The 16,146-nt window shown below is 54.0% G+C and carries 14 protein-coding genes and 2 tRNA genes; 1 reads left to right on the top strand and 15 read right to left on the bottom strand.

From position 1 onward, the window contains the following. Nucleotides 1–135: 135 nt before the first annotated feature. From pnp to rlmE, 14 genes are all read right to left on the bottom strand, one after another. The gene (gene pnp, locus FS690_RS08500) at nucleotides 136–2,265 is read right to left on the bottom strand and encodes a polyribonucleotide nucleotidyltransferase (RefSeq protein WP_108570023.1); all 2,130 of its coding nucleotides are present in this window, start codon (nucleotides 2,263–2,265) and stop codon (nucleotides 136–138) included. Nucleotides 2,266–2,572: 307 nt separating this feature from the next. Continuing rightward, a complete protein-coding gene (gene rpsO, locus FS690_RS08495) occupies nucleotides 2,573–2,842 on the bottom strand; it encodes a 30S ribosomal protein S15 (RefSeq protein ID WP_010615981.1) in 270 nt (89 codons plus the stop codon). 134 nt (nucleotides 2,843–2,976) lie between these two features. Then, entirely contained in the window at nucleotides 2,977–3,921 is a 945-nt protein-coding gene (gene truB, locus FS690_RS08490; RefSeq protein WP_039382285.1) for a tRNA pseudouridine(55) synthase TruB, read from the bottom strand. Continuing rightward, entirely contained in the window at nucleotides 3,921–4,328 is a 408-nt protein-coding gene (gene rbfA / locus FS690_RS08485; protein WP_039382283.1) for a 30S ribosome-binding factor RbfA, read from the bottom strand. The genes truB and rbfA overlap by 1 nt, the downstream gene beginning before the upstream one ends. Nucleotides 4,329–4,394: 66 nt before the next feature. After that, on the bottom strand, nucleotides 4,395–7,091 hold the full coding sequence (gene infB, locus FS690_RS08480) for a translation initiation factor IF-2 (RefSeq protein ID WP_071669136.1): 2,697 nt from the start codon (nucleotides 7,089–7,091) through the stop codon (nucleotides 4,395–4,397). 17 nt (nucleotides 7,092–7,108) lie between these two features. Continuing rightward, entirely contained in the window at nucleotides 7,109–8,596 is a 1,488-nt protein-coding gene (gene nusA / locus FS690_RS08475; RefSeq protein WP_039382278.1) for a transcription termination factor NusA, read from the bottom strand. Between the two features lie 24 nt (nucleotides 8,597–8,620). Further along, on the bottom strand, nucleotides 8,621–9,073 hold the full coding sequence (gene rimP / locus FS690_RS08470; protein ID WP_039382276.1) for a ribosome maturation factor RimP: 453 nt from the start codon (nucleotides 9,071–9,073) through the stop codon (nucleotides 8,621–8,623). 213 nt (nucleotides 9,074–9,286) lie between these two features. Then, nucleotides 9,287–9,363, bottom strand: a tRNA-Met gene (locus FS690_RS08465). A gap of 59 nt (nucleotides 9,364–9,422) precedes the next feature. Continuing rightward, nucleotides 9,423–9,509 (bottom strand) — tRNA-Leu (locus FS690_RS08460). Between the two features lie 53 nt (nucleotides 9,510–9,562). Further along, on the bottom strand, nucleotides 9,563–9,898 hold the full coding sequence (secG, locus tag FS690_RS08455) for a preprotein translocase subunit SecG (RefSeq protein ID WP_039382274.1): 336 nt from the start codon (nucleotides 9,896–9,898) through the stop codon (nucleotides 9,563–9,565). A 216-nt stretch (nucleotides 9,899–10,114) separates the two neighbouring features. Beyond that, nucleotides 10,115–11,449: a phosphoglucosamine mutase gene (glmM, locus tag FS690_RS08450; RefSeq protein WP_071669137.1), complete on the bottom strand. Its 1,335-nt coding sequence runs from the start codon at nucleotides 11,447–11,449 to the stop codon at nucleotides 10,115–10,117. 5 nt (nucleotides 11,450–11,454) lie between these two features. Further along, nucleotides 11,455–12,288 carry a dihydropteroate synthase gene (gene folP / locus FS690_RS08445; RefSeq protein WP_039382270.1) on the bottom strand — a complete coding sequence of 278 codons (834 nt, stop codon included), beginning with the start codon at nucleotides 12,286–12,288 and terminating at the stop codon, nucleotides 11,455–11,457. 82 nt (nucleotides 12,289–12,370) lie between these two features. Beyond that, nucleotides 12,371–14,299, bottom strand: a complete 1,929-nt coding sequence (ftsH, locus tag FS690_RS08440; protein WP_145339391.1) for an ATP-dependent zinc metalloprotease FtsH — start codon at nucleotides 14,297–14,299, stop codon at nucleotides 12,371–12,373. 173 nt (nucleotides 14,300–14,472) lie between these two features. Then, entirely contained in the window at nucleotides 14,473–15,102 is a 630-nt protein-coding gene (gene rlmE / locus FS690_RS08435; protein WP_039382266.1) for a 23S rRNA (uridine(2552)-2'-O)-methyltransferase RlmE, read from the bottom strand. 126 nt (nucleotides 15,103–15,228) lie between these two features. On the opposite strand from rlmE, the gene yhbY reads away from it, so the two are divergent. After that, nucleotides 15,229–15,522: a ribosome assembly RNA-binding protein YhbY gene (gene yhbY, locus FS690_RS08430; RefSeq protein ID WP_145339389.1), complete on the top strand. Its 294-nt coding sequence runs from the start codon at nucleotides 15,229–15,231 to the stop codon at nucleotides 15,520–15,522. Nucleotides 15,523–15,643: 121 nt separating this feature from the next. Here yhbY and greA read toward each other — a convergent pair whose 3' ends face one another. Beyond that, a complete protein-coding gene (gene greA / locus FS690_RS08425) occupies nucleotides 15,644–16,120 on the bottom strand; it encodes a transcription elongation factor GreA (RefSeq protein ID WP_039382260.1) in 477 nt (158 codons plus the stop codon). Nucleotides 16,121–16,146 lie beyond the last annotated feature (26 nt).

Here is a 16,146-nt window from a genome sequence, read left to right as displayed (position 1 = left end):
TATGCACAAGGGTTCCCGCCCTCGCGATGATACCCTGGCGGTGTCAACTTATCGGCACAGCGACCGTGAGTTGACGCTACCAGAGTATACAAACACCCCTTTCTGCCGGGCAGAAAGGGGCTAATCAGGACACGCTTATTCAGCGTCAGAAGCGTCCACAGCAGCAGCTTCTGCCGGCTTCTGCTCAGTTGCCTCTTTGATGCTCAGACGTACGCGGCCCTGACGGTCAACTTCCATCACCTTAACCGGTACTTCCTGACCCATCTGCAGGTAGTCGGTCACTTTCTCTACGCGCTTGTCGGCAATCTGAGAAATATGAACCAGACCTTCTTTACCGCCACCGATAGCCACGAACGCACCAAAATCAACGATACGGGTAACTTTGCCGGAGTAGATGCGGCCCACTTCAATCTCAGCGGTGATCTCTTCGATACGACGAATCGCTTCTTTCGCTTTCTGACCGTCGGTCGCAGCGATTTTTACGGTGCCGTCATCTTCGATTTCGATGGTAGTGCCGGTCTCTTCGGTCAGCGCACGGATTACCGAGCCGCCTTTACCAATCACATCTTTGATCTTGTCAGAGCTGATCTTGATGGTGTAAATACGCGGTGCGAATTCAGAGATCTCCTGACGCGGCGTGCTGATAGCCTGTTCCATGACGCTCAGGATATGCAGACGCGCACCCTTAGCCTGGTTCAGCGCAACCTGCATGATTTCGCGGGTGATGCCTTCGATTTTAATGTCCATCTGCAGCGCGGTAATACCTTCACGGCTACCCGCTACTTTGAAGTCCATATCGCCGAGATGATCTTCATCACCCAGGATGTCAGACAGCACGACAAACTTCTCATCTTCCTTCACCAGACCCATAGCAATACCGGCAACGGCTGCTTTGATCGGTACGCCTGCGTCCATCAGTGCCAGTGAAGCACCGCAAACGGAAGCCATAGAAGAAGAACCGTTTGATTCAGTGATTTCTGATACAACGCGTACGGTGTACGGGAACTCTTCCTGCTTAGGCATAACTGCCAGTACGCCACGCTTCGCCAGACGACCGTGACCAATTTCACGACGCTTCGGTGAGCCAACCATGCCGGTTTCGCCCACTGAGTATGGAGGGAAGTTGTAGTGGAACAGGAAGCTGTCGGTACGCTCGCCCATCAGCTCATCCAGGTTCTGCGCATCGCGTGCGGTACCCAGCGTAGCAGCAACCAGCGCCTGCGTTTCACCACGGGTGAACAGCGCAGAGCCGTGCGTACGCGGCAGTACGCCGGTACGAACGTCCAGACCGCGGATCATATCTTTTTCGCGACCGTCGATACGCGGTTCGCCGCTCAGGATGCGGGTACGAACCACATTCTTTTCGAGGCTATGCACGATATCGCCGATTTCTGCATCATCCAGCGCAGCATCTTCAGCCAGCAGGGCAGCGATCGTCTCATCTTTGATCACGCCAACCTGTGCGTAACGCTCCTGCTTATCGGTGATGCGGTAAGCATCAGCGATGCGCGCTTCCGCCAGCACGGCAACACGTGCAATCAGTGCATCGTTAGTCGCTTCTGGCTTCCAGTCCCAGCGCGGTTTACCCGCTTCGGCGACCAGCGCGTTGATGTTTTCGATAACAACCTGCTGCTGGTCGTGGCCAAATACCACGGCGCCGAGCATCTGCTCTTCAGTCAGGATATCGGCTTCCGATTCAACCATCAGTACCGCGTTCTGGGTACCGGCAACCACCAGGTCCAGACGTGACTGTTTGATCTCATCTGCGGTCGGGTTCAGGACATACTGGTCGTTGATGTAACCAACGCGAGCAGAACCGATTGGACCGTTGAACGGAATACCTGACAGTGACAGCGCAGCAGAGGCACCAATCATTGCCACGATGTCCGGGTTAACCTGAGGGTTAACAGAAACGACAGTAGCGATAACCTGCACTTCGTTAACGAAGCCTTCCGGGAACAGCGGACGCACCGGGCGGTCAATCAGACGCGCAATCAGGGTTTCGCCTTCGCTTGGACGGCCTTCGCGACGGAAGAAGCTGCCCGGGATACGACCAGCAGCATAGGTACGCTCCTGATAGTTAACGGTCAGCGGGAAAAAGTCCTGGCCTGGTTTCGCTTTCTTCTGGCCAACAACGGTTACAAATACCGCTGTGTCATCCATGCTTACCATAACAGCCGCGGTAGCCTGACGTGCCATCATGCCGGTTTCCAGCGTGACGGTATGCTGACCATATTGGAATTTGCGTACGATCGGATTCAGCAAAATTAACATCCTTAAATTCAGGGCAGAGCCATTGCGGCTCGCCAGTGATAACCGATCTTTGTCGCATCCTCGCGACTAATGACAACCCTCAACCGCCCCTGCGGCAAAGCCTCTCATTAGCCGCGCGAACCTCTGCAAACAAAGATCACACTCAGCAACAATACATGAGTTTGGTCTGGATTGCTGCGGATTGCTCGAAAAAAGGGGCCTTAAAGGCCCCCTTTTCGCGAAACTCGCACAAATCTGATCGTCAGATGCGTTTTTTTGCATAGTGCATGCGCTACATCCCTGATCAGATTCTTCAGACTTAGCGACGCAGACCCAGGCTCTCGATCAGGCTGGTGTAGCGAGCAACGTCTTTACGCTTCAGATAGTCCAGCAGCTTACGACGCTGGGATACCATGCGCAGCAGACCGCGACGGCTGTGGTGGTCTTTCTTGTGCTCAGAGAAGTGACCCTGCAGGTGGTTAATCTGAGCAGTCAGCAGAGCAACCTGAACTTCAGTTGAACCGCTGTCGTTAGCGCCACGACCATATTTAGCAACGATCTCTGCTTTAGCTTCTACGCTTAGAGACATAATAAACTCCAGTAAAAAAATGAATGTATGGGTGCCGATCTCTAATTCAGCAGCCCGCTTTTAAAGCCGCGCTATTCTACTCTGCGCCCGCAGGCAACGCAAATGCGCTGTTGCAGCAAAGATGAGCAGCACGGTCAGCCAGGAAACTCCACCACCAGCCGGCGTGGCGCTACCCGTCCATCGGCGGCGATTTCAGCCATGCCGATGAATTTTTGTGCCTCACCTTCCGTGACCCTTACCAGACCTGCTGCCGGCGTATCCGCAGCCTGGACCGGCATACCCTGCTTAAAGCTGGCGGCAACCGTAACGGGCAGATTGACCACCGGAAAATCTTCCGCCGGGCTGTCCATTGGCAGCAGCAGCGCATCGAGCGCGCTGTAGTCAGGCGTTTCAGCCGCGGTGGCTTCTGCTGCCACCGCCTGCAGCTGCTCCAGCGTCATCATTCGTGCAATCGGGTAGCGTGCGACCTGCAGACGACGCAGCATAATGACATGCGCGCCACAGCCCAGCTTCTCACCCAGATCGTCGATGATAGTACGAATATAGGTGCCTTTGGAGACGTGGATCTCCAGCTCCAGCTCATCACCTTCATGGCGAATAAACTGCAGCTCAAATACGGTGATGGGTCGGGCTTCACGCGGCACGGTAACGCCTTCGCGCGCATACTCATAGAGCTTGCGACCCTGATATTTCAGCGCCGAGAACATAGTCGGCACCTGCATCGTATCACCGCGAAAACTCTCCAGCGCCGCATCCAGCTCAGGCTGGCTGAAGGTCACCGGGCGGGTTTCCACAATGTTGCCATCTGCGTCTGAAGTATCGGTACGTTCGCCCAGCCGGGCGATAACGCGATAACGCTTATCAGAGTCGAGCAGATACTGCGAAAACTTGGTGGCCTCGCCCAGACAAACCGGCAGCATACCGGTGGCAAGGGGATCCAGCGCACCGGTATGACCCGCTTTGTTAGCATTAAACAGGCGCTTAACTTTTTGCAGCACATCATTGGACGACGCGCCCTGATGCTTATCCAGCAGGAAGACACCGTGTACGTCGCGGCCGCGACGACGAGGACGACTCATCAGTCCTCCTTGTCATCTTCCGCCGGGGTTTCACCGCGCCGTTCTGCATCGTTTCTGATCACGTTAGAGACCAGATTTGACATGCGCATCCCTTCAATCAGTGAGTTGTCATAGAAGAAGGTCAGCTCCGGCACAATGCGCAGACGCATCGCTTTGCCCAGCAGAATGCGGATGTAGCCTGACGCCTCTTTCAGCGCTTTCAGACCATTTTTTACCGCTTCCTCATCCTGATCGTTCAGGAAGGTCACAAATACTTTGGCATAGGCCAGATCGCGCGACACTTCAACGCCAGAGACCGTCACCATCATACCCAGACGCGGATCTTTGATTTCGCGCTGCAGAATAATCGCGATCTCTTTTTGCAGCTCCTGAGAAACCCGCTGCGGGCGACCAAATTCTTTCGCCATAATGATATCTCCCAAATAATTCGGGAGGCCAGTGGCCTCCCAAATTGCAGTACATCGATAAGTGAATTATGCGATGGTGCGTTTAATTTCAATGATTTCGAACACTTCGATCATATCGCCAACGCGAACGTCGTTGTAGTTCTTCACACCGATACCACACTCCATGCCGTTACGCACTTCGTTGACGTCATCTTTGAAGCGACGCAGGGATTCCAGCTCGCCTTCATAGATAACCACGTTGTCGCGCAGGACACGAATTGGGTTGTGACGCTTGATGTTGCCTTCGGTAACCATACAGCCCGCGATCGCGCCAAATTTCGGTGATTTAAACACATCACGTACTTCGGCCAGACCGATGATCTGCTGTTTGAATTCCGGCGCCAGCATACCGCTCATCGCAGCTTTTACTTCGTCAATCAGATTATAGATGACGGAGTAGTAACGCAGGTCGACGTTTTCAGCATCAATCACGCGACGCGCAGAAGCGTCAGCACGGACGTTAAAGCCGAGGATGATCGCATTGGAAGCGGCCGCCAGCGTAGCGTCGGTTTCGGTGATACCGCCCACGCCAGAACCGATAATCTTCACCTTCACTTCGTCGGTGGAGAGTTTCAGCAGCGAATCGGAGATCGCTTCTACCGAGCCCTGTACGTCAGACTTCAGAACGATGTTCAGCTCTGAGACTTCGCCTTCAGTCATGTTCGCAAACATGTTTTCCAGCTTCGACTTCTGCTGACGCGCCAGTTTCACTTCGCGGAATTTACCCTGACGATAGAGAGCAACTTCACGCGCTTTCTTCTCGTCACGGACCACAGTCGCTTCATCACCCGCTGCCGGTACGCCAGAGAGACCCAGGATCTCAACCGGAATCGATGGGCCTGCTTCCTGTACTTCGCGTCCCAGTTCGTCACGCATCGCACGTACGCGGCCATACTCGAAGCCACACAGTACGATATCGCCTTTGTTCAGCGTACCTTCACGTACCAGCACGGTAGCGACCGGACCACGACCTTTATCCAGGAAGGATTCGATAACCACACCGCTTGCCATACCTTCACGAATAGCGGTCAGCTCAAGCACTTCCGCCTGCAGCAGAATAGCGTTCAGCAGATCGTCGATACCGGTACCCGCTTTCGCAGAAACGTTGACGAACATGTTTTCGCCGCCCCACTCTTCCGGAATGATGCCGTACTGAGTCAGCTCGTTCTTCACGCGGTCCGGATCGGCTTCTGGTTTGTCGCACTTGTTCACTGCAACCACAACCGGTACGCCGGCCGCTTTTGCGTGTTGAATCGCTTCGACGGTCTGTGGCATCACGCCATCATCCGCAGCAACGACCAGGATAACGATATCCGTTGCCTGCGCACCGCGAGCACGCATTGCGGTAAACGCGGCGTGTCCCGGGGTATCCAGGAAGGTGACCATGCCGTTTTCGGTTTCAACGTGATAGGCACCGATGTGCTGGGTAATACCACCCGCTTCGCCAGAGGCGACTTTGGTTGAGCGGATGTAATCCAGCAGGGAGGTTTTACCGTGGTCAACGTGACCCATGATGGTCACGACCGGCGCACGGCTCTCCTGCGCTGCATCAGTATCACGATCGTCCATTACCGCTTCTTCCAGCTCGTTCTCGCGGCGCAGGATCACTTTATGACCCATCTCTTCCGCGACCAGCTGTGCAGTTTCCTGGTCGATAACCTGGTTGATAGTCGCCATCGCGCCCATCTTCATCATCGCTTTGATGACCAGTGAACCTTTCACTGCCATCTTGTTCGCCAGTTCAGCTACGGTGATGGTTTCGCCGATAATCACGTCGCGGTTAACGGCCTGCGCTGGCTTGTTAAAGCCCTGCTGCAGTGCGCTAGGTTTGCGATGCTTACCGCCTTTACCACCGCGAACCTGCGCACGCGCTTCTTCACGATCGGTTTTAGCTTCGGAGTGCTTGTTGCCTTTTTTGGCAGGACGCGTGGCTTTAGCCGTGGTGCGTGCACGTGCACGACCCGCTTCAACCTGACGATCGTTTTCGTCTTCTGCCTGACGGGCATGAGTTGAAGTTGTGACGTGATAGTCACCTTTATCTTCTTCCTCAGGTTTGTCCCACTCAGCGCCTTTCTCTTCTGCCAGGCGGCGTGCTTCTTCCGCTACGCGGCGTGCGCTCTCTTCGAGCTTACGACGGGCTTCTTCTTCAGCTTTACGCTTCAGTTCAGCCGCTTCAGCTTCGCGACGGGCTTTATCAGACTGCGCAGCCTTGGTCACTTCATCGGTAGGTTGGTTTGTCACTTTATCTTTTTCCGCTGCTTCACGCTTAGCCTTGTCAGCGGCTTCGCGCCTGGCTTTATCTTCGGCTTCACGTTGCGCTTTTAATTCAGCCTCGCGACGGGCTTGTTCTTCCGCCTCGCGACGCGCCTGCTCTTCCGCTACGCGCTGTGCCTCAGCTTCCGCTTCTGCCTGAGCCTGCTGCTCAGCCTCTGCATCACCCTTCACATATGTGCGCTTTTTGCGAACTTCAATTTGCACCGATTTACTTTTACCCCCGGTGCCCGGAATATTCAAGGTGCTGCGCGTTTTGCGCTGCAACGTCAGTTTACCTGAACTGGTTTGACCGTGCTCACGGTTCAGGTGGGACAGTAAGGTCTCTTTCTCTTGCTGGGACACCGCGTCGTTTTCAGACTTAGGGATCCCCGCATCAGCAAATTGCTGTACCAGGCGATCGACCGGAGTCTGAATTTCGGCGGCCAGCGATTTTACGGTTACATCTGTCATGCTGTTCCTTCCTGTTATTACGCGTCATCGCCGAACCAGCAGATATTACGTGCAGCCATAATCAGCGCACCGGCCTTCTCATCATCCAGCCCTTCAATATCTGTCAGATCGTCAACACCTTGCTCAGCGAGATCTTCCAGCGTGCAAACGCCTTTTGACGCCAGGCGATAGGCCAGCGCACGATCCAGGCCTTCAAGATTCAGCAAGTCCTCAGCGGGCTCCTGATTACCAAGGCTTTCTTCTTTCGCTAATGCCAGGGTGGTTAACGCATTTTTGGCTCGTTCACGCAGGGCTTCAATGGTCTCTTCGTCGAGGCCGTCAATTTCCAGCAGCTCGTTCATTGGCACATAGGCCAGTTCTTCCAGCGAAGAGAAGCCCTCTTCCACCAGTATGGTGGCGAACTCTTCGTCGATGTCGAGATGTTTCGTGAACATATCGATTGCTGCGTGGGCTTCAGCCTGATGCTTAGCCTGCAGATCGTCGACGGTCATCACGTTCAGCTCCCAGCCGCTCAGCTGGGAAGCCAGACGCACGTTTTGGCCATTACGGCCGATCGCCTGAGCCAGATTACCGGCCTCAACAGCGATATCCATGGTGTGATTATCTTCATCCACCACGATTGACGCCACATCGGCAGGCGCCATGGCGTTAATTACAAACTGTGCCGGATTATCATCCCACAGCACGATATCGATACGCTCGCCGCCCAGTTCACTGGAAACAGCCTGCACGCGTGCGCCGCGCATACCGACGCAGGCACCTACCGGATCGATACGTTTATCGTTGGTTTTTACCGCAATTTTAGCGCGTGAACCCGGATCGCGGGCAGCCGCTTTAATTTCGATAACTTCTTCACCGATTTCCGGCACCTCAATGCGGAACAGTTCGATCAGCATTTCAGGTTTGGAACGGGTAACAAACAGCTGAGCACCACGCGCTTCAGGACGCACGGCATACAGCACGCCGCGAATACGGTCGCCCGGACGGAAGTTCTCACGTGGCAGCATATCTTCACGTACGATCACTGCCTCGGCGTTGCTGCCCAGGTCCAGCGTGATGTTGTCGCGATTCACTTTCTTCACCTGACCGGTGATGATGTCGCCTTGCTGCTCGCGGAACTGGTCCACAACCATTGCGCGCTCAGCTTCACGTACTTTCTGAACGATAACCTGCTTCGCAGTCTGTGTAGTGATACGGTCAAAGGTGACAGATTCAATCTGATCTTCAACGTAATCGCCCAGATTGAGCGCTTCATCTTCGAAGCGAGCCGCGTCCAGCGTGATTTCACGCGTAGGCTGAGTAACTTCATCAACGATTACCCAACGACGGAACGTGTCGAAATCGCCGCTGCGACGATCGATACTGACGCGCACGTCGATTTCCTGCTCATACTTCTTTTTGGTCGCAGTGGCCAAAGCGCTCTCCAGCGCTTCGAAGATTTTCTCACGCGGCAGAGCTTTTTCATTAGAAACGGCTTCTACTACAGCTAAGATTTCTTTATTCATCCTGGTTAGCCTCAATCCGGACTTTTAAAAGTGGGGGACCAGGTTCGCTTTCTGAATATTGCTCAGTGCGAACACTTCATCGTTACCCTCGACGGTCACAGTGATCATCTCGCCTTCCACCGACTTGATGATGCCCTGCCATTTGCGACGGTTCTGTACCGCCATCCGCAGGACCAGGCTGACTTCCTCACCCGCAAAGCGCGCATAGTGTTCTGCAGTGAAAAGTGGACGATCGAGACCCGGCGAGGAAACTTCAAGGTTGTAAGCCACCGTAATTGGATCTTCCACATCCATCACAGCGCTCACCTGGTGGCTAACATCGGCGCAATCATCAACATTGATACCCTCTTCGCTATCAATATAGATGCGCAAGGTTGATGTGCGACCACGAACGAATTCAATACCGACCAGTTCGTAGCCAAGCGCTTCTACCGGAGCAGAGATCAACTCTGTCAATTTTTGCTCTAATGTGGACAAGCCCACCCCCAAGACATAAAAAAAGGGCCTAAAGCCCAGTGTTACGATTTCCTGATAACAAAAAACCCCGAAAAATCGGGGCTTTTTATGACTGGACCCTGTATGCCGCAGTGCGGCTTCGGCGCACAATCCAGAAGAATTTTTTTCAAAAACTCACTGATAGTGCGTCCGTCGATGCATACAGTATATTTGAAAAAGAACTCTAAGGGAAAGTGGTTGCGGGGGCCGGATTTGAACCGACGACCTTCGGGTTATGAGCCCGACGAGCTACCAGGCTGCTCCACCCCGCGTCCGAAAACGTGGCGAATATTACGCCGATCTTGCGAAAATAGCAAGTTTTACTGAGAATTGGTACCGAGGACGGGACTTGAACCCGTAAGCCCTTTCGAGCACTACCACCTCAAGGTAGCGTGTCTACCAATTTCACCACCTCGGTACTGCACTGACTGCGACGATAGTATAGTCGCTTAAGCGTTGACGATTTACTGCTTACTGCGGGATATCATTGCCCGGGGTTGCCGGTTTAGCTGGCTGAGTCTGCTGTTCAGACTGAGCTGGCGCAGTGAGGTTTTCCCACTCGCTTCCTTTGGAAGTCTTATTGCTGTTCAGGTTACCCAGAATCAGACTGATAATGAAGAACAGCGAAGCCAGTATCGCGGTCATACGTGTCATAAAGTTACCTGACCCGTTTGAACCAAACAGCGTACCGGAAGCGCCTGCACCGAATGAGGCTCCCATATCAGCGCCTTTGCCTTGCTGCAGCATGATCAGACCAACCAGGCCAATCGCCACAATAAGGAAAACAACTAACAGAGCTTCGTACATAATCAACCTGTTTCCTTGCGCGTAACCGCACAGTTAAAGCTTCAACCAATACAGACGGGTAGTCTCGTCATTACCCATCAGAAGCGGGTGTGAATACTAACCAAAGGCGCCTGGCTCTGCAAGTGCAATTTTAGCCATAAAATTCAATTGCAGAAAAAAGCGCCAGCATGATGATTTACCAGGCGAAAAGGCATCCCGCCTGCCGCCTGGCCGGGTTTAAACTGCTTTTACCGCTGCGGCAATATTATGCGCCAGCGCGGTTACCTGCGCTTCATCTTCGCCTTCCACCATCACGCGGATCAGCGGCTCCGTGCCTGATTTACGCAGCAGTACCCGCCCGCGCCCTGCCAGCGCCTGCTCTGCTTCGGCAGCCGCAGCTTTCACGCTTTCACTCTCCAGCGGATCGTGGCTGCCGGTAAAGCGCACGTTAACCAGGATTTGCGGCAGCATTTTCATACCGCTGCACAGATCGTGCAGACTCATGTGGTTGCGCACTATGGCAGTAAGCACTTGCAAACTGGCTACAATTCCGTCGCCGGTACTGATTTTATCCAGCAGAATAACATGCCCGGAGTTCTCAGCCCCCATGCGCCAGCCTTTCTCCTGCATTTTTTCCAGTACGTAGCGGTCGCCCACTTTGGCACGGGTGAACGGGATGCCCAGCTGTTTCAGGGCCAGCTCCAGCCCCATGTTACTCATCAGCGTCCCGACCACGCCACCGCGCAGCTGTCCCTGACGCAGCGCTTCGCGCGCAATGATATAGAGAATCTGGTCGCCATCCACTTTCTGTCCCAGATGATCCACCATCATGATGCGATCGCCATCTCCGTCATAGGCGAGACCAAGGTTAGCCTGCTCTTCCAGGACGCGCTGCTGCAGCTGACGCAGGTCAGTCGCTCCGCACTCCTTGTTGATGTTCATGCCGTCCGGCTGCACGCCAATCGCGATGACCTGCGCACCCAGCTCACGCAGCACGTTAGGGGCGATGTGATAGGTGGCACCATTCGCGCAATCGACCACAATTTTCAGACCGTTGAGACTCAGCTCGCCGGGGAAAGTGCCTTTACAGAATTCAATATAGCGACCGGCGGCATCCACGATACGGCTGGCACGCCCCAGTTCAGCAGATTCCACGCAGGTCAGCGGTTTTTCCAGCTCGCGCTCAATCGCTTCTTCCACATCATCCGGCAGCTTGGTGCCTTCGGCTGAGAAAAATTTAATGCCGTTATCATCAAACGGATTGTGAGAGGCGGAGATCACGATCCCCGCTTCCGCACGAAACGTTCGCGTCAGGTAGGCAATTGCCGGGGTTGGCATCGGTCCGGTAAAAGCTGCCGAGAGGCCTGCTGCTGCCAGCCCCGCTTCGAGCGCCGACTCCAGCATATAGCCAGAAATGCGCGTGTCTTTGCCAATCAGTACTTTTCTTGAACCTGAACGCGCCAGCACTTTGCCTGCGGCAAAACCCAGCTTCAGTACAAAATCGGGCGTGATCGGCGCTTCGCCTACTTTGCCGCGGATGCCATCTGTACCAAAATATTTACGCTCACTCATGCCTGTTATCCTTTTGCTCTCTGGGTCGCTTCCACGATGCGCATCGCTTCAACTGTCTCTTTCACATCATGCACGCGAATAATCTGGGCGCCCTGCATCGCAGCAATGACTGCGCAGCTCAGGCTGCCGGTAAGACGCTGTGCCGGGCCGACATTAAGCAGCTGACCAATCATCGATTTACGCGACATTCCCACCAGCAGCGGTAAGCCGTAATGATGAAAATGGCTCAGGTGGGCCAGCAGCTCATAGTTATGGCTGAGATTCTTACCGAAACCAAAGCCCGGGTCGAGCAGCAGTTGCGCTTTTTTGATGCCCGCCGCCTCACAGCGCGCAATTTGCGCAGCGAAGTAAGCGTCCACTTCGCTAATCACATTGTTATACGTGGGTGTCTGCTGCATGGTGCGGGGTTCACCCTGCATATGCATCAGACAAACCGGTAAACCGCTCTCTGCCGCCGCATCGAGCGCGCCAGGCTCTGAAAGCGAGCGAATATCATTGATGATGTGAGCACCCGCTCTCGCTGCTTCACGGATGACGTCAGGCTTTGAGGTATCTACTGAGATCCAGACTTCAAACCGCTGTGCAATAGCCTCCACAACCGGGATAACCCGCTCCAGCTCCTCCTCAACGCTGACCTCGTCCGCTCCGGGCCGGGTCGACTCGCCGCCGACATCGATGATTGTCGCGCCGGCATTTACCATCTCATTAGTATGCGTCAGCGCGTTTACCAGAGAGTTATGCGCGCCGCCGTCAGAAAAGGAGTCGGGCGTTACGTTCAGAATACCCATTACATGGGGGAAGGAGAGATCGAGAAAGGAATCACGCGCGTGGAGTTTCATGGCAGGTATGGTCCTGAAGTGGTCAAACGTTAAATGTAAAAAACCCCGGACTGGCCGGGGTTTTTGCTGAGGTGATGGCCTCTTATTTATTGAACTGCTCAGACATGGTATTACCCGGATTCGGCGTACGCGGTTCATCAACCGGACATGGCGCCTTTGGCGTACCGTTGCTGTCAGAGTTGTTGCTGCCGGGATCTTCCCAGCCAGCTGGCGGTCGCACATCGCGGCGCGCCATCAGGTCATCAATCTGCGGAGCATCAATGGTTTCATACTTCATCAGCGCATCTTTCATCGCATGAAGAATATCCATGTTCTCGCCCAGAATACGACGTGCACGCTGATAGTTGCTGTCGATCAGGTGTTTAACTTCCTGATCGATGATGCGCGCAGTCTCATCTGACATATGCTTGGCTTTCGCTACGGAACGGCCAAGGAACACTTCACCCTCTTCTTCCGCATAGAGCAGCGGGCCAAGCTTCTCTGAGAAGCCCCACTGCGTCACCATGTTACGAGCCAGATTGGTCGCCACTTTGATGTCGTTAGATGCACCGGTAGAGACATGTTCTGCGCCGTAGATGATCTCTTCAGCCAGACGACCGCCATAGAGCGTGGAGATCTGACTTTCCAGTTTCTGACGGCTGGCGCTGATAGCATCACCTTCCGGCAGGAAGAACGTCACGCCCAGCGCACGGCCGCGCGGAATGATCGTAACTTTATGTACCGGATCGTGTTCTGGCACCAGACGGCCGATAATCGCATGCCCGGCTTCATGGTAAGCGGTTGACTCTTTCTGCGCTTCCGTCATCACCATGGAGCGGCGTTCTGCACCCATCATGATTTTGTCTTTGGCTTTTTCGAACTCGACCATCGACACTACGCGCTTGTTGCCACGAGCGGCAAAGAGTGCGGCTTCGTTGACCAGGTTTGCCAGGTCAGCTCCCGAGAAGCCCGGTGTACCGCGTGCGATAATAGCCGCATCGATGTCGGTTGCCAGCGGCACACGGCGCATATGCACTTTCAGGATCTGTTCACGACCGCGCACGTCCGGCAGGCCAACGACAACCTGACGGTCAAAACGGCCCGGACGCAGCAGCGCAGGGTCGAGTACATCCGGACGGTTGGTTGCGGCGATAACAATAATGCCTTCATTGCCTTCAAAACCATCCATCTCAACCAGCATCTGGTTCAGCGTCTGCTCACGCTCATCGTGACCACCGCCTAAACCGGCACCACGCTGACGTCCTACCGCATCGATCTCATCGATAAAGATGATGCACGGCGCAGCTTTTTTCGCCTGTTCGAACATGTCACGCACGCGGGATGCGCCCACGCCGACAAACATTTCTACGAAATCGGAACCGGAAATAGTGAAGAAAGGCACTTTCGCTTCGCCGGCGATAGCTTTAGCCAGCAGCGTTTTACCTGTACCCGGCGGGCCCACCATCAGGACGCCTTTCGGGATTTTACCGCCCAGCTTCTGGAAACGGCTTGGTTCACGCAGATACTCTACCAGCTCACCTACCTCTTCTTTCGCTTCATCACAGCCAGCGACGTCGGCAAAGGTGGTCTTGATCTGGTCTTCCGTCAGCATGCGGGCTTTGCTTTTGCCGAAGGACATCGCGCCCTTACCGCCGCCGCCCTGCATCTGACGCATAAAGAAGATCCATACGCCAATCAGCAGCAGCATCGGGAACCAGGAAATGAAGATAGAAGCCAGCAGGCTTGGCTCTTCAGGTGGTTCACCCACTACTTTGACGTTTTTGGTCAGCAGGTTATCGAGTAACTTGGGATCGTTGACAGGAATGTAGGTGGTATATTTATTACTGTCTTTTTTGGTTACGTTAATTTCACGCCCGTTAATACGTGCCTCGCGGACCTGATCCTGGTTCACTTCCGACAGGAAGGTTGAATAATCAACCCTACGGCCATTCGACTCGCTGGGCCCAAAGCTCTGGAATACTGACATCAGCACGACCGCGATGACTAACCAGAGAATCAGGTTTTTCGCCATGTCACTCAAGGGATTAACCTCATATTACAACGGTGTTAACAGACAGCGTAGGGTACTATATATCCTTCATACCTGGAATCGCAGCATGGATGAATTTGCTGGTTTACCCTGAAACTCAGAATCAGGCCGGGATAAACGCACTATTCAGCTTGCTTTGACGCCGGTATTCGGGCCTACAGTTTGCGCCCTGTCGCCACAATATACACTTCACGTGAACGTAACCGCGAAGCGTCTGGCTTACGAATTTTCACTTTCGTAAATAGGGAGCGAATTTCCCGGAGGTATTCATCGAAGCCATCTCCCTGAAACACTTTCACAACAAAACTGCCGCCGGGAGCCAGTACATCCCGACACATTTCCAGCGCCAGTTCAACTAAATACATTGAACGAGGAATATCCACAGCTGGCGTACCGCTCATGTTGGGTGCCATATCTGACATCACCACCTGAACTTTCTGGTCCCCTACCCGCTCAAGCAGCGCTTTCAGCACGGCCTCGTCACGGAAGTCACCCTGCATAAAATCCACGCCGACAATCGGATCCATCGGCAGCAGATCGCAGGCAATCACCCGCCCGCTATTGCCAATCTGCTGTACCACATATTGTGACCAGCCGCCGGGTGCCGCGCCTAAGTCCACCACGGTCATACCGGGTTTAAACAGCTTGTCACCCTGCTGAATTTCATCAAGTTTAAACCAGGCGCGCGAACGCAGCCCTTTTTTCTGTGCCTGAAGCACATATTTATCGCTAAAGTGTTCCTGAAGCCAGCGACTGGAACTGGCCGAACGCTTTTTACCCGTCATAATTTTTCCAGTTAAATCGTCATCGTAGCGATAAATCAGCGCGCAATGGGTAGCGATGATTTGGCGATATACCCGAGATGGCGGTAGAATGACCCGTTTTCAATCCCTGAGTAAGCAAAAAATACGATGAATCTGAGTACCAAACAAAAACAGCACCTGAAAGGCCTGGCCCACCCACTGAAGCCGGTGGTCATGCTGGGCGGCAACGGCCTTACTGAAGGCGTGCTCGCCGAAATCGAACAGGCGCTTGACCATCACGAACTGATTAAGGTGAAAATTGCCTCAGAAGATCGCGAAACCAAGCAGCTGATCGTCGAGGCCATTGTGCGTGAAACCAAGGCCAGCAATGTGCAGGTTATCGGCAATGTGCTGGTGCTGTACCGCCCGGCGCAGGAGCGCAAAATCACGCTGCCTCGTTAAGCTATATACTAAGCACGGCGCGGCGGGCAGAGAAAGTGCCACGCTCACGCATGCGATAAAAGGCCGCCATGCGGCCTTTTTCCTTTCTTTACATTCTGCCCGGCATGACAACAGCGGGTGCTTACAGATATTCAACCTTCAGCACTTCATACTCCACGTCACCGCCCGGCGTTTTCACAATGGCTACGTCATCGGCCTCTTTGCCCACCAGACCACGCGCCATTGGCGAGTTAACCGAGATCAGATTTTGTTTAAAATCTGCTTCATCGTCACCCACAATGCGGTAAGTAAACTCTTCGTCGGTATCTACATTCAGCACAGTTACCGTGGCACCGAAAATGACGCGACCGGTTTTTGGCATAGATGTGATGTCGATCACCTGCGCATTAGAAAGTTTAGCTTCAATCTCCTGAATACGCCCTTCGCAAAACCCCTGCTCTTCACGCGCAGCATGGTACTCGGCGTTCTCTTTCAGGTCGCCATGCTCACGAGCTTCAGCGATGGAGGCGATGATGCGCGGACGCTTTACGGTTTTCAGTTCGTTCAGCTCTTCACGCAGCTTCTCAGCGCCTTGTAACGTCATCGGAATCTGATTCATTTTGGCTCCTCGTCTCTATCCTGGTT

The organism is Pantoea sp. PSNIH1, assembly GCF_007680655.1.
Classification (GTDB): domain Bacteria; phylum Pseudomonadota; class Gammaproteobacteria; order Enterobacterales; family Enterobacteriaceae; genus Pantoea; species Pantoea eucrina.
The sequence above is the reverse complement of the archived record's forward strand: the minus strand, read 5'-3'. Positions and strand labels throughout refer to the sequence as shown.